The sequence below is a fragment of the SAR202 cluster bacterium genome, assembly GCA_016872355.1.
Classification (GTDB): Bacteria; Chloroflexota; Dehalococcoidia; order Lucifugimonadales; family VGZY01; genus VGZY01.
Map to the genome: position 1 here is coordinate 26,526 of VGZY01000021.1, position 14,449 is coordinate 40,974.

14 protein-coding genes are annotated in these 14,449 nt (G+C 61.9%); 7 read left to right on the forward strand and 7 right to left on the reverse strand.

The features are described from left to right. Window positions 1-23: 23 nt before the first annotated feature. Genes FJ319_06525 through FJ319_06540 form a run of 4 tightly spaced genes read left to right on the forward strand, consistent with a single transcriptional unit; the run spans window position 24 to window position 4,180 of the window. On the forward strand, window positions 24-1,442 hold the full coding sequence (locus FJ319_06525) for a hypothetical protein (GenBank protein MBM3933941.1): 1,419 nt from the start codon (window positions 24-26) through the stop codon (window positions 1,440-1,442). A 51-nt stretch (window positions 1,443-1,493) separates the two neighbouring features. Next, entirely contained in the window at window positions 1,494-3,527 is a 2,034-nt protein-coding gene (locus FJ319_06530; protein MBM3933942.1) for a CocE/NonD family hydrolase, read from the forward strand. A 51-nt stretch (window positions 3,528-3,578) separates the two neighbouring features. Then, the gene (locus tag FJ319_06535) at window positions 3,579-3,914 is read left to right on the forward strand and encodes a hypothetical protein (protein ID MBM3933943.1); all 336 of its coding nucleotides are present in this window, start codon (window positions 3,579-3,581) and stop codon (window positions 3,912-3,914) included. 11 nt (window positions 3,915-3,925) lie between these two features. Further along, on the forward strand, window positions 3,926-4,180 hold the full coding sequence (locus FJ319_06540; protein MBM3933944.1) for an addiction module toxin, HicA family: 255 nt from the start codon (window positions 3,926-3,928) through the stop codon (window positions 4,178-4,180). An 11-nt stretch (window positions 4,181-4,191) separates the two neighbouring features. Here FJ319_06540 and FJ319_06545 read toward each other — a convergent pair whose 3' ends face one another. The 3 genes from FJ319_06545 to htpX all read right to left on the reverse strand — a co-directional run bounded on the left by FJ319_06545 (window position 4,192) and on the right by htpX (window position 7,377). Continuing rightward, window positions 4,192-5,610, reverse strand: coding sequence for an amidohydrolase family protein (locus tag FJ319_06545; GenBank protein ID MBM3933945.1), 1,419 nt, complete (start codon window positions 5,608-5,610; stop codon window positions 4,192-4,194). A 134-nt stretch (window positions 5,611-5,744) separates the two neighbouring features. Beyond that, window positions 5,745-6,311, reverse strand: a complete 567-nt coding sequence (locus tag FJ319_06550) for a hypothetical protein (GenBank protein ID MBM3933946.1) — start codon at window positions 6,309-6,311, stop codon at window positions 5,745-5,747. A gap of 133 nt (window positions 6,312-6,444) precedes the next feature. Then, window positions 6,445-7,377, reverse strand: coding sequence for a zinc metalloprotease HtpX (gene htpX, locus FJ319_06555; protein ID MBM3933947.1), 933 nt, complete (start codon window positions 7,375-7,377; stop codon window positions 6,445-6,447). A gap of 271 nt (window positions 7,378-7,648) precedes the next feature. Here htpX and FJ319_06560 point away from each other — a divergent pair, with 271 nt between their 5' ends. Next, the gene (locus FJ319_06560) at window positions 7,649-10,171 is read left to right on the forward strand and encodes a hypothetical protein (GenBank protein ID MBM3933948.1); all 2,523 of its coding nucleotides are present in this window, start codon (window positions 7,649-7,651) and stop codon (window positions 10,169-10,171) included. A gap of 204 nt (window positions 10,172-10,375) precedes the next feature. On the opposite strand, the gene FJ319_06565 is transcribed toward FJ319_06560, so the two are convergent. The 3 genes from FJ319_06565 to FJ319_06575 form a co-directional block, all read right to left on the reverse strand. Next, the gene (locus FJ319_06565) at window positions 10,376-10,810 is read right to left on the reverse strand and encodes an OsmC family protein (GenBank protein ID MBM3933949.1); all 435 of its coding nucleotides are present in this window, start codon (window positions 10,808-10,810) and stop codon (window positions 10,376-10,378) included. Between the two features lie 101 nt (window positions 10,811-10,911). Then, window positions 10,912-11,301, reverse strand: coding sequence for a hypothetical protein (locus FJ319_06570; protein MBM3933950.1), 390 nt, complete (start codon window positions 11,299-11,301; stop codon window positions 10,912-10,914). A 33-nt stretch (window positions 11,302-11,334) separates the two neighbouring features. Beyond that, a complete protein-coding gene (locus FJ319_06575) occupies window positions 11,335-11,745 on the reverse strand; it encodes a hypothetical protein (GenBank protein MBM3933951.1) in 411 nt (136 codons plus the stop codon). Window positions 11,746-11,875: 130 nt separating this feature from the next. Here FJ319_06575 and FJ319_06580 point away from each other — a divergent pair, with 130 nt between their 5' ends. Continuing rightward, window positions 11,876-12,772, forward strand: a complete 897-nt coding sequence (locus FJ319_06580) for a 2-hydroxy-3-oxopropionate reductase (GenBank protein ID MBM3933952.1) — start codon at window positions 11,876-11,878, stop codon at window positions 12,770-12,772. Between the two features lie 276 nt (window positions 12,773-13,048). Then, on the forward strand, window positions 13,049-13,399 hold the full coding sequence (locus FJ319_06585; protein ID MBM3933953.1) for a hypothetical protein: 351 nt from the start codon (window positions 13,049-13,051) through the stop codon (window positions 13,397-13,399). Window positions 13,400-13,762: 363 nt separating this feature from the next. Here the strand turns inward: FJ319_06585 and FJ319_06590 are convergent, their stop codons facing one another. Continuing rightward, the gene (locus tag FJ319_06590) at window positions 13,763-13,948 is read right to left on the reverse strand and encodes a YjzC family protein (protein ID MBM3933954.1); all 186 of its coding nucleotides are present in this window, start codon (window positions 13,946-13,948) and stop codon (window positions 13,763-13,765) included. Window positions 13,949-14,449: the final 501 nt, after the last annotated feature.

The window sequence follows — 14,449 nt, forward strand, 5'->3', positions numbered from 1 at the left end:
TGTATGCGCGATGGAGAATCACGATGGCCCGCCTGTTGCTGTTTCCGCTGCTTCTTTTGTGCGCCCTGTCCATGGCCTGCGGTGTGGACGAGGAGCTCTACCAGGCTGCGCTGCTGGAAGCGGAGACCCTTCGCTCGCAGCTTGCAGTCGAGACGCAGCGGGCCGATGGCGCAGAGGCGACGCTGGCAGCGGAATCCGCCCGCCTGCAACGAGAGATCGATGAGCTGGTCGGACAACTCGAAGAGCGGGCCGGCCAGGTGGAGAGGCTAACGGGCGAGAACCGCGCTCTTGCCGGTGAACTGGACGCTCTTGGGAGCGAACTTGCCGGGCTGGAGGCGGCGCATTCCGTCCTCGAATCGGACCATCTGGCGCTCGGCGTCGAGCTGCAAGACGCCCGCGACGACATCGCGTCTGAACAGCGCAGGAACCAGGAGCTTACTGAGCAATTCGACGCGCTCGCGCTGGAGCACCAGGCGGCGGTGGCCTCCAACGCAACCCTGACTACGTCGCTCTCCGAGACTCAGACCGAACTGGCGCAAGCTTCAGAGGCCCTCGATTCCGCAACTATTGAACTGGAAGTGGCCAACTCTCTCTACGAAGCCCTTACAGAAGAACACGTGCTTGCCATAAAGGCCCGTGACGCCCTATCTACTGAGAATGCAGACCTGATTTCGGCGAAGGCCTCTCTCGAAACGGCGGTGCTTGAGCTAGCGGTCAAATACGACGGCCTTGTGGCGGACATCGGTGCGATAGAAACGCTGGGGAAGCGCAAGAGCACTCTCGCCGGAGAAGTCGTTGTGTTGGACTCGCAGGTCGTCTCGCTACGGCAAGACATAGCGCAGCTCGAGGAGCGCAGGCGGCCGCTGGTCGTCCAGTCGTACAGGAACAGCTTCCGCTGCACAGGCAGCATGGAGCCTAAGATAACCTGCCTGGACGAGGCGCTGTGGCTGTCCAATTTCAAGGCCGAGGATATTACGTTAGGGGCAATAGTCTCCTTCTATCCGACCTCGGACTGCAGTATTACCTCCGGCCCTGTCGCCCACAGGGTAGTGGACATACGGTGGCTGGGCGGCGCGTACTCTTTCCGCACCAGAGGAGATGCGGCTGACGAAGACGACGGATGCTGGCTGCCGTCGTCCAGCATCAATTCCTACCTGATAGACCTGTACAAAAATGTGCGCCCTGAGTACGCGGAGCTGCGGAACGCGGTGAACGCTGCGCGGGCCGATCTTGACGCGAAGGAGGCCGACTACCTGCAGAAGCTTCAGACCTACCAGCAAAAGCGGCTGCAGTACTGCGGCAGCCTGACGGGGACGTGCACGCTCTCCACCCCTCGCTATAATGAGATGCAATCGCTCTACCAGGCACTTGAAGCCGCATACAATGCGTACTCTGTCGCCTACTTCAACTACCAGGCGCTGATTGCCGTTGCGAAGGGATAACCATTGCCCTGAACGGCCTCTTGATGCCGAGACCTCAGAACAGGAGCACCCATGCCAATCGAGTTCCCGCCGCAGAACGGCGTGCGTTTCATAAAGAACATCATGATTCCCATGTCCGAGGGCACGAAGCTTGCCATGGACATGCATATCCCGGACAGCGCGGACTGGCAAAAGAATCCCCTGCCCGTCATTCTCGAGTACATACCCTATCGCAAGGACGACGTTCACCCCTACACCGGCTACCACAACCGCTTCGCAGAAAACGGCTTCATCGGCGCGCGGCTGGACTGCCGCGGCACCGGCAGCAGCGAAGGGACGAACGTGGACGAGTACGAGGTGCGCGAGCAGCAGGACTGCTACGAGGCTATAGAGTGGATCGCGAAGCAGCCCTGGTCGACCGGCAAGATCGCAATGTTCGGCGCGTCCTACGGCGGCTTCACTGCGGTACAGCTCGCCGCCCTCGCGCCGCCTCACCTCACGACGATCGTACCGATGGTCTTCACCGACGACCGCTACACGGACGACTGCCACTACCGCGGCGGCGTCTTCAGGTGCTACTACGACACGGCATTCTACGGCTCCATGATGGTCGGCATGAACGCTATGCCGCCCTACCCGGAGTACAGCGGCGACCGGTGGGCGGAGATATGGGAGCAGCACCTGCGCGACAACGCGCCCTATACGCTTACGTGGCTCAAACACCAGCTGGACGGCGAGTACTGGCGTCCGGGCAGCCTGACAGGGCGCTTCGACAAAGTGAAGTGCTCGGCGTTCCTGATCGGCGCCTGGCGCGACGGCTATCCCAACCCGCCGATGCGCACCTTCCGCAACATCAAGTCGCCAAAGAAGGTGCTCATCGGCCCGTGGAACCACTCGCGGCCTAACATAGCCATCCCCGGCCCGCAGATCGACTACCTGCACGAGGTCATGAAGTGGTGCGCCTACTGGCTCAAGGGTGAGAAGAACGGCGTAATGGACGAGCCGCCGATAACGTACTACATGCAGACGTACGACAGGCCGGACGCCGACCGCCACGACACGACCGGCTACTGGCGCGCCGAATACGATGCGCCGGTGGAGGGCGCGCAGCTGATGAAGCTGTTCTTGCGCGAGGACGGCAGGCTGGACGGCGCAGCGCCCAAGGGTAAGGGACAGAAGGACGTGTACGAGTACCGCCCGACCGTCGGCATCACCGGCGGCCTGTGGAGCGGCGGCATCCCGTTCGGGCTGCCGACCGACCAGCGCACCGACGAGGCCTACTCGGTGAACTTCACATCCGAGCCGCTCGCTGAGCCGATGGAGATACAGGGCCAGCCCGTCGCGAGGATACACGTGAGCTCCACCGCGCCCGTAATGGCGTTCGTCGTGCGCCTGACGGACGTGGCGCCTGACGGCACGAGCGCGCTCATTTGCAACGGCATCCTCAACGGCACGCGGCGGAAGTCGATGACCAGTCCCGAGCCGATGAAGCCGGGCGAGGTCTACGAGCTCCAGATCGACCTTGACGACACGGCGTGGCGCTTCCCTGCCGGCCACCGCATTCGCGTGTCGGTCTGCAGCGCGGACTACCCCAACCACTGGCCGACGCCGTACAAGGGCGTAAATACCCTCTACCGAGACGCCGCGCGACCGTCCAGCATCACCCTGCCGGTCATCCCCCTCAGCTCGGCCGAGGAGCCGCGCAACGCCGCGGTGAAGTTCGCGCACACTCCCACGCCCACGCCGGTCTTCAGCGGGCCGCCTGACGTTGTGCCATGGGAGATCGTGACGGACCTCCTCAACGACCGCTCAGGACTGCGGCTGGACTTCACCTTCAAGGCTCGCGCAGGAAAGTCGATGGAGGTAACTACGCAGAACAAGTTCGAGAGCTGGGCGAGCAACCGCGACCCCTCGGACGTGGTAGTCACCGGCAAGCACCTTCGCAAGATCGCGCGGCTGGACGGCGTGACGACGGTAGACACCTGCTGCACCATCCGCAGCACTGAGACGGCGTTCCACGTGACGGTGGACCTCGAAATCGAGGTCAACGGCCTCCCGCACTTCCAGAAGCGCTGGGTGGAGAGCTTCAAGCGGGAGCTGATGTAGGGAGCCTGTGGATCGTGTCGGAATGATAGACTGGGCACAGGAGGCGGAACGATGCGTGAAACACTTGTTGGTCTCAGGACCGATAACAAACAGCTCGTTGGAGTGATAACTCTGACCGTCGAGTTCAAGCAGGAAGACGGCCAGTGGGTGGCCACGTGCCTTGAGCTCGGCACTTCAACGTACGCTGAAACGCTGGAGGCTGTTCAGGCGGAAATTGCAGAGGCTGTGGACCTGCACCTGAACGAGGTCGCGCGCCTGGGGTTCGAGGATGACTTTCTCAAGGAAATGGGCGTCCCGATGTGGCGACCCAGGCAGGTAGAGGTGGCAACCAGGCGCGGCACAGACAAGACCAAGTCTGAGCCCTGGCTTGTAGGATCAACTACCTGAGGAGCCGGTGATTGGGCCGCAATGTTACCGGCAAACAAATGATCAGAATATTGGAAAAGGACGGCTGGACGCGGGGCGGTCAGCGAACGCACGGAATCTTTTTTCACAAGCGTTATCCCGGAGAATCGTTGCCACGCACTGTGATTGTGCCGGACAAGAATTCAGTGCTGCCGACAGGGACCCTGGGCGCCATACTCGGAGTAAAGCAGACGAAGCTCGGTAAGGATGGCCTGGAAGAAGTCATCGAGAAATACGGCCTAAAGTAAGACCCTCCCCCTCACTCCCCCACCACCGGCCAGCGGTGCTGGATATTGAACCCCATGCGCCGATAAAGCGACCGCCCTGCCCTGTCTATGCGCGCCAGCTCCGCCTCGGCGTCCACCCGCGTGAACTCGCCCTTGCGGAGGATGATCTCCCCGTCCACAATCACCGTGTGCACCGGACCGGAGCGGGCGCTGTAGAGCAGGCTGTTCATCGGGTCCAGGCCCGGGTGCCACTCCGGGCGCGTGCGGTCCTGGATAACGATGTCCGCCTTCTTCCCGGGCTCTATCGACCCCAGCTCGTCCGCTATCCCCATCGCCCTCGCGCCGTTGATCGTCGCCATCTCGAAAGCCTGCTCTGCCGTGATAGTGGGCATCACGCCGCGCGCCTCGCGGTGGATGGTCGTCGCCAGATACGCCTGGTGACCAATGTCAAAGGCGTCCGAGTAGTTGCCGGAATCGGAGCCGAGGGTGACGTTCACCCCCTGCTGCACCATCTCCGGGAAGCGGCCGAAGCGCGAGACGCCCATGCCCACGCGCAGCGAGGCCGCCGGGCAGTGGGTCACGCTCGTATCCGTGCGCGCCAGGACCGGCACCTCCATCTCCTCGGCGTGGATCATGTGGATAAGCTTCGTGGCTGGCCCCAGAACGCCGAGCTGCTCGAGGTATGCGGCGGCGGGAACGCCCTTCGTGTGCTCCAGGTAGTCGGAAACGTCCTCCGGCCCGAACGACTGGTGCAGGTCCATCAGCACGCCGCGCGATTCGGCAAGCTTCTTCGCCTCAACCAGCAGCCGGTCAGTGCAGCGGCCCATGCCTGCCATGCCCACGATGGCCCACACCCGGCGGCCGGCGACGCAAGGGAGCGCGTCGAGCTGCCGCTCGAGACTCCGCAGGCAGGCGTCCGTATCCCCTATCGAAACGGACTCGTGCGGAGGCACGTCCCAGCATATCTCGGACAGCCCGCCGCGAAGGCCCACCCTGTCCGCTACCTCCGCGGTAAGCTCAGACCTGAACCGACCGCCGTTCTCGCAAAACGTCGTAGTGCCGTTGCGCACCATCTCAAGGCAGGAGAGCATGGCAGAGCAGTAGCCGTCCTCCTCGGTCATGTTCGTCCAGTACGGCAGCCACTGCGTGAGCTCCTTCTCCTCGGGCCACGTATCCGGGATCGTCCCCCGCCCCAGCTGCTGCGCCAGGTGTACGTGGCAGTCCACGTAACCTGGGTGCACCACCGCGCCGCGCGCGTCGATCTTCTGCCTTGCGGAGTACGTGCTCTCCAGAGATCGCACCAGCCCCACATCCACAATGCGGCCCTTATCGACGGCAATCGCGCAGTTCATCAGAATGCGCCGCTGCGCGTCCACGGTGACGATCACTCCGTTAGTGACGAGCAGGTCTACAGTCTTCGGAGCCTTCGCGTCGCGAGGGGGTGTGCTCATTGCATGCTCCTGGAGAAAGTAACGGGCCCCGTGACTTCGGGGCCCGTAAGATAATATCACTCTGAACTACGGTCTGCGCTTCGCCTTTTGCTTCTGCCTGACCGACTGCTGACTGCTCACTGCCGACTGCCGTCCTAGAACGGTATCCCCCACAGCGCGTACCAGCTTTCGAGGGCCTTCTCCATGGGGATCTTTTCCTTCTCCATGAGCGCCCCTAGGCGCATCTCCGCCGCGTTGTCCCGCTTGTTGTCGCCATCGAGCACGAAGGGGTAGAACTTCCCGCGCTTCATGCTGTATATCCAGTACGCCTTGCGTCCCTCGAAGTCGAAGCGCAGCACGGAGGCGAGCAGCCTGTCGCCGAAGCCGTGCTCCACTATCGTCTCCGCCACCAGGTGCAGCGTGGAGACAAGGTCCTCGAAGTCCTTGTCGTCCAGCACCACCCAGCGGGTGCCGTGTCCGTCGTCCTTCACTTCGAACCGTGTCCCGGTGGCGTTCTCGGAGACCTTTAAAAGGTCCTTCAGCTCCTTCTCCAGGTTGGAGAAGAAGCTGCTCTCCACCGGGCGAAAGACTATACCTGCGTACCGGGTTGGATGAAGGTCAGTGCGACCCTCAAGCGAAACGGCGGCCGTTATTGCGGAGAAGAAGTGCTCGCGGTTCGCCTTCTTGACCTTGTTGTTCTTCCCGAAAATAACCCCTAACATCCCCAATGGAACCTCCGGAAAAGATTAATCGCAGAGTACGCACAGAGCGCAGAGTTAAGACTAGAGACTGCGTCGTTCCAAAACCTCTGTTGCCTTAACTTTGCGTCCTTTGCGTTCTTTGCGATTAACTGTCTTATCTCCCGCCCCGCTCCATCGCCATCTGGATGCGGCGGAGGCGCTCCACCCGCTTTTCCACCGGCGGGTGGCTGGAGAAGAGCGAAGCTATGGAGTCGCCTTTGAGCGCGTTGACGATGAAGAACGCGTTCGCGTGCTCCACCTGGCGCAGGTCGCGCTCCGGTATGCGGTACATGTCGCTCGCGATCTTCTGCAGCGCGGATGCAAGCTGCATCGGCGCGCCGGTGAGGATTGCGCCGCCGCGGTCTGCCGCGTACTCGCGGTAGCGGGAGAGCGCCAGGATAACGATCTGGCTCAGGAAGTAGATCAGGATCGTACCCAGGTATACCGCAATAATCACCATGAACGCGTTCCCTCCCCCCTCACGGTCCCTGCTGCGCCCTCCGCCGAAGCCGCCAAACATGCTCATCCAGAACATCATCTGCATTACGTAGCCGGCCATGATAACGATGATGCTCGCCCAGGTCATGACCATCACGTCGCGGTTGCGCACGTGCGAAAGCTCGTGGCCCAGCACCGCCTCAACCTCGGCCTCGCTCAGCCTGCTCATCAGGCCGCGCGTGACGGCTACCACTGCGTTCTTGGGGTTGCGGCCCGTCGCGAAGGCGTTCGGGACGTGCGTGTCCATCACCGCAATCCGCTTCGGCTTGGGCATGTCCGCCATCGCCGCCAGCCTTTCGATCATCGCGTGGAGCCTCGGCTCCTGTTGCGGAGTCACCTCACGCGCGCCCGTGGACCACATAACCAGCTTGTCGGACATGAAGTACTGGAAGAACGACATGCCGACCGCGATTATGAGGATAAACATCCACGGGATGCCTGCCCAGAAGAGCAGCCCCATGAACGCCACGTAGAGCAGGGCCAGCATGATCATGGTGAAGCCCATTCTGATCATGAGCTCCGGGTCCCGCCCGAAGCCTCGCTTGCGCATCGCCATCGGTTTACCTCCTGTCTGCAAAACCCAATCAATTAGATTGTAAGTTATTGCCGATACGGAAGTCACGATTCGCGTGCGACATGCGACCCGTCGAAACCCGTCGGAACCTTTTCCGCATGTCCGCCGTCATTAACTGTGAGCGGGTTGAGCGGGCTTCGTCTGGTCCCCCTCTCCAACGTGAGAGGATGTCCGCTCCGGGACAGGTGAAGGCCGCTCTCAGTGTCGGGAAGCACCAAGAACCAGTATCAGACCAAGGAGTTCGGAAATGTTTAGCCTTAAGAAGATAGCAGCCCCCATTGTGGTGGGCGCGCTCGCAATAGAGGGAATGGCGTGTGCCACCAATACGCCCGCCGCTCCCAGCGACCAGGTGAGCGGGTCCCCAACGCCGGTATCCACCCCGGCAACGGTCCCGACGCCAACGGCCACAGCGCCAGCGGCAGTAAAGGATGTCCCAGCGCCCATTGACGAGGTTACCCTTGTGACCCGCGAGTCGCTGCCCCCGCAGTACTCGCTCAGCATCAAGTCCGGCCTGCCAAGCGGCTGCGCCAAGTTCAAGGACTTCCAGGTAACGCGCACCGGCGAGACGATCAAGGTAACGGTTACGAACACATTGCTGGCCGACCCCAACGTGATGTGCACGATGATCTACGGCATCCACGAGTCGATGGTACCCCTGGGGAGCGACTTCAAGGCCGGCGTGGCGTACACAATCGAGGTCAACGACAAGTCGTTCACGCTGATCGACGGCCGCCTGGTTGCGAAGGGCGATGAGAACCTCGCCCCCATCGATGAGGTCCGCGTGGACGTGGAGGACGGTAAGGGCGTGCTGGTAATCGTCTCCGGCATTCCCAACGCGTGCTACGCATTCGACAATCACACAATGGAGATTGTGGACGGCGTCCGCGTCGTCAAGGTATACAACAAGAGGACCGCGCCCGCAGACGCGGCCTGCGCCGAGGTCTACGGCTCACACGAGACGAGGATCGACCTGGGCGGCGACATCGAGGTCTGCTCGGTCTACCAGTTCAATATCAACGGCCAGCTCCATGACCTGCAGGCCATCGCGCCGAACGTCCGCTGCGCCCCACCGGTTACGCCGGGCCAGGGCGAGCAGCAGGACCGGCAAGAGGTCCAGGCGCCCATCGAGAGCGTCAAGGTCGTGAGGGACGCTGACGGCGCGTACTACCTGCAGGTCGTCGCCGGACTGCCGGGCGGCTGCGCGCAGTACAGCCACTTCGAGATCACCCGCGACGGCGCAGTGATCACGGTAATCGTCAAGAATACCGAGCCGGTCGGCCCCGTGGCATGCACACGCGAATACCGGTACAACGAGCTGCTCATCCCGCTGGGGAAGAACTTCACGGCGGGCACGAGCTACACGGTGAACGTGAACGGCGCGGACCACAAGCTGACCAGCGAGGGAAGCATTGACCCCGAGAAGGCGGGCGAGCGCAAGCCTGTCCTCGCCCCCATCGACGAGGTCACTATCGCGATGCTCAAGTCGATGCCCCCGCAGTTCCTGGTGAACATACTTGCCGGGCTGCCCAGCGGGTGCGCCCAGTTCGGCGGGTACATGGTTGAGCTCGACGGCGACAGGATCAACATCACGGTAACAAACTATATGCCCAGCGACCCGAATGTGGCGTGCACGATGATCTACGGCACGAAGCAGATCGGCGTCAACCTGGGGAGCAATTTCGAGCAGGGCAAGACTTATACGGTGAGCGTCAACGGCGTCGAGCAGACGTTCGTCGGCGGCAAGCCCGCGGACTGGCCCGAGACCACGGACGGCAAGCCCGGCCGCGGCAGCATCAACGAGCCGCTCTGGATCGGCGTCGGGTCGGTTATAGCTGTGGACGGCGGCAACATCCTGGTCGAGGTTGTAAAGGTCCTCTCGGACTCGCGCTGCCCGGCCAACGCAATGTGCATACAGCAGGGCGAGGCGAAGGTCCTGGTTGAAATCACGGTAAACGGCGTCGTCTCGCAGCACGAGCTGGTGCTGACCGGCGCAATCGACAGCAAGGGCACGTTGAAGGTCGGCGACTACGTCGTCAAGCTGATGGAGCTGAACCCGTACCCCGGCACGTGGCAGGGCGCGCAGCCCAAGCACACAGCGACGGTCATCGTCCTGAAGCCGGGCGCGGAGGTAAAGCCGCAGGTGACGGTCAAGCCTGGCGAGAGCGTCAAGCTGACGCCGGACGGCAAGCTGCAGATCAAGTTCATCGAGGTCCTGAAAGACTCCCGGTGCCCGGCCAACGTAGTCTGCGTCTGGGCCGGCCGCGTGCGGGTGAAGGTGCAGGTCACCTACAACGGCATGGACCGCGGAGAGTATGAGCTGATTCTCGAAGGCGACAACACGAATGCGAACGTCATCATCGAGGAGTTCAACCTGCAGCTTGTGTCGCTGGACCCGTACCCGGGCACGACGACGGGCGCAACAACGCCGGTGGCGGGCTTCTCCGCCTACCGGGCGGGCGGCGATGTGGTCTCGCAGCACGTTATGACGCTCAGGGCCGAGGCCGTCGCCGGCAAGGCGCGGACCTACAAGTTCACGGCCGTCATCGTGGGCGGGGCGGACAACGACCAGGAGCTGTACTGCAACGGCTGGGAGTGGAAGTTCGGGGACGGAAAGGGCGAGGCCGCCATTCCCGCGTGCATCGTGTGGAGCCCGGACGTAAAGATGCCGCGCGAGTTCGCAATGGAGCACACATATGACAGGACCGGCACGTACGTAGTGTCCTTCACCTACGGCCGGCTCACCGCCGAGACCAGGGTTGATGTGAGGTAGCAGAAGCGGGTCTCGGCCGATAACAACAGGGGGTCCCGGAATTCCGGGGCCCCCTGTTGTGTTTGTGGTGTGATGCATGTTCCGTTACATCGTAGGGGCGCACAGCAGTGCGCCCGTGTCTGGCCTACGACTACCTTTGTTGAAACCATCGGGGCCGGGCGCACAGCTGTGCGCCCCTACAAAGATATGGCCTCTGCGGAAACCTCACACGCTATCCACAATCTGGAACGAGTGCGTTATCTGCGCCTTGCCGCTCAACGTAGAGCCAATGGAACAGTACTTCTCTTCAGATAGCTGTATCGCCCGCTCCACGTGGTCGGGGTCGATTTCGCGCCCGGAGATCGTATACTCGAGGTGAATCGCCCTGTACGTCCACGGCGGGTCTTCCTGCTGCTGGCCCGTCGCCTTCACGGACATGCCCGTCATCTCGTGACGCTGCTTGTTGAGGATGTTGACCACGTCAATTCCTGTGCAGGCAGCCAGCGCGGTAAGCATGAGCTCCCCGGGCTTGAACGCCGTGAATGGCGCGCCCTTCTCTATCGGCGCGTCCACCTGGATGGTGTGGCCGAAGGCGTCCGCCGAAGTGAACCGGTACCCGCCTTCCCACTTGACGTCTACAACCTTCGGCGACCGCGCCATATGCCTTCCCTCTTATTCACCCGGCCGCTGCCCGCAGCGGCTGTTTGCCTGACTCACTGCTGACTGCTGACTGCCGACTGCTGACTGCTGACTACCGTACCCTACTGCCCCTGAAGCACCGTCCTGAATGTCCCGACGTACACCGGGTCGCCGATGCTCGTGCCGGGGTACGAGTTAAGCGCCAGCACCTCGATCATGTACCCGCCGACGCTCCAGCGCGACTCCTCCGTCGGGTCGGGCTTCAGCACCAGCGCCTGCCCCCCTAGCGAGCTTGCGCCGCGGTGCGCCGACACCTGCACCATCGCCTGACCTACGGAAACACACTGCGTCCCCATCGGACAGCGGGAGTCTTCCAGCACCTCCTCGAATTTTACCCTGATGCCGCCGCCTTCAACAACAGCGGCCTGCCCCACCTTCAACTCGAATGTCTCACCCGCCGGTACCGTGAGGTCAGTGGCAACCGGCTCGGAGCTGCCTGAAGCCAGGGCCACATAGGTGTACGGCGAACCGTTGACTATGAACGTTTAGGTCTTGCCAGCCTGGAGCGTGCCCAGCGAGATGTCGTGGCCCACAGTCCCGTACCGGAGGTCGCACGCGATGTTCCGGTCCACCGGCTCGTTGTTCAGCACGGTGATGGAGAACGAATCGGTCGGTCCCTGCGATACCTCGTACCCTGCGAAGGTGATGCAGCCGTTGGGAAGCCCGGACAGAACGTGAAGAAAGTACCCGGGCGGGTTGCTTTCATTGATGTTCACCTGCAGGTTCTCAATCGGCGCGGGGGCCTCACGCGTCTCGCCCACGGAGAAGGTGGGCGTCGGCTGGGCCGCCGCCGGAGAGGTGGGCGTGGCGCCGGCGCCGCTCCCGCCGCAGGCAGCAGATGAAACCGCGAGAACCAGGCCGGCGACAGCGATAAACAGACGTGAGATTGAGTGCATATTTGCTCCATTGAGACGGGCTCTTCAAATCAATGATACCCGCACCGTGAAGCACCAGGAAGCTCGTCACTTGACGGTACACACCCATTCTCTATAATTCTTCGCAAGACGACATGCAAAAGGAGTTCCAATGCCAGACAAGAAGGTTGGATTTATCGGCCTCGGCATCATGGGCAGGTCCATGGCCAAGAACCTCATCAAGGCCGGCTACGCCGTGACCGTTTTCGATATCAACCCCGCGAGCGTCAAGGAGCTCGAGACCGCCGGCGCAAAGTCGGCGGCATCTTCGAAGGCCGTTGCGGCAGGGTCGGACATAGTCGTCACGATGGTGCCTGACTCTGCCGACGCCGAGAAGGCGATCATGGGCGAGGGCGGCGTGCTGGAAGGGGCCAAGAAGGGCCTTACGGTCATCGATATGAGTTCCATCGCGCCCATCTCCTCGCAGAAGATTGCGAAGGCGTGCGAGGCGAAGGGCGTGAACTTCCTGGACGCGCCCGTGAGCGGCGGCGAGCCAAAGGCGATCGACGGCACGCTGGCTATCATGGTCGGCGGCAAGGGCGAAGTATTCGAGCAGAACGTCGCATTCCTGAAGTGCATGGGCGCGAGCGTCGTCCTCTGCGGCGGGTACGGCGCGGGCAACACCACCAAGCTCGCCAACCAGATCATCGTCGCGGCCAACATCGAGGCGCTCGCCGAAGCGATGGTGCTGGTCAAGAAGGCCGGCCTGGACCCTCAGGTCGTGTTCGAGGCGATCAAGGGCGGCCTGGCCGGCAGCACGGTCATGAACGCCAAAGCGCCGATGATGATCTCCGGCAATTTCAAGCCCGGCTTCCGCATCCGCCTCCACCAGAAGGACCTCCACAACGCCCTTCTGACCGGCAAGGAGCTCGGCGTCTCCCTCCCCGTCACGGCGGCCGTTCAGCAGATGATCACGGCGCTCATGACGAAGGGCAAGGGCGATTCCGACCACTCCGCCATCGCTAACTACCTCGAAGAGCTGGCGGGCATTACGATCAGCGGCAAATAGTCTGATCTGCGTCGTTCTATAAGCAGGGCCACCCGTGGCGGGTGGCCCTGTTTCACTTCCCCCTCTTCCTCAGTTGCAGGCCTGTTCTGGAATTTTCATAGCTACCTGTATAGGTAAATACCCTCGTTGACCCCCCGCGTTACAGGCACCATAATTGACCTGTGGGCCGAACATGTGTGCTAGTTCGGCGGCCCTGTTCTAAATTTCCGGGGGTCTCATAAGGTATCGCTGCGGAGTCGCGTTCTGTGACGGCCGCGGATGATGGAGGGGAACATCGTGATCCTGTTCAGGTCCTGTCCAAGGTGCGGCGGGGATGTGGACTCAACATTTTCAGAGGATGTCAAATGTATCCAGCGCGTTAACAGGCCGGAGGTAGCATACCCCGGCCCGCGGGTGCTCACAGGGCGCTCGGATGCGCTCGCCAGCCTGCCGGCGGAGATGGAGACAATGGCAGGCGGCCCCGGCGGCGCGGTGTGCCCGCGTTGCGGCGACGCCCGCACCAGCCGTCTCGGGCGATTGAGGGAGGAGGACAACGTGTGCTTCCGCTGCCGCAAGTGCGCCTTCATCTTCAGCCCATCGCGCGAGCAGACGGCCCGCGCGCCGGAAGGAGGGAGTAAGGATCGGTAAGGGGCACATTGTTAAGAATTGCCCCTTACCCAAGAACATCAAGGGGACCAGGCTGTTGGTAGCTATTCCTTCTCGCTCCGCCAATTGACTACGTAGGGCTGTTATTCACCGCCCTTTGCAAAAACGAAGGCGCCGATAAACGCAAAAACTAGTCCACCTACGGTAAACGGGACGTTTTGAAACCCAAAGCCAGCCACTAGTGCGACTAGACTACTGGCGATCAGGATGGATACACCAAATGCCTTCACGTGGATTCTCTTTATGGATTGTTCAAGAACCTTGTCGCAACAGGGATTCGTAAACCAATATGCATTGAGCTCTAATGCGGATGGGGCGGTAAACGCCCCATCCGCACGCACCTAACTAGACTTTGCCGTTGTGCTTTGTCTTGTCAGGCTTTCCGTAACCCATGCCAGGTTTGGGCGTCGGGGGAAACGGCTCCCCCCGAACAACCGTGACTTCCCTGCCCTGGTCGCCGCCCCGTGGTCCAACCACAGGATATTGACCAGAGTCTGGGGCTATCTGGCCGGGCTTGTACTTTGGTGGCATATGTCACCTCCGTCAATCACTACCGTAGCGAGTGGCAATCGACATTCCGCGATGTCGCTTACTCAACAACGCTGCCTAGCTGTCAATGCTCAATGACTTTGTCAGTCTTACTGCTCAGTGATTTTGTCAGTACGACTGGTTTTGGTTGAATCAGTCTCGATCTCCAAGGGTGATCTGGACCCGGCTTTCGATCCTTGGGCGTGGAGAGGGGCGTGCTGGAGACGGACCCGTCTCCAGCACGCCCCTCTCCTCGCTTGCCCGCCTGAGCTTTTCTTCGCCTTGCTCGCAGGACTGCGGGCCTCAGGGGAGCAACCGTGCTGGCCAGCTCACGCCCCTTGTGCATGACCACGATGCGCCCGTCCAGCCGCTCCTGTACCTCTACGGTCGCCCTGGCGTATGTGCTCCGCTCGCTGTCAGGCTCGATCTGCAGGTCCTCTCCACCAAAGCTCACCGTGTTATCCGCGGCCACTGTCCGCTGGTATCGGAAGCACAGCACACTGT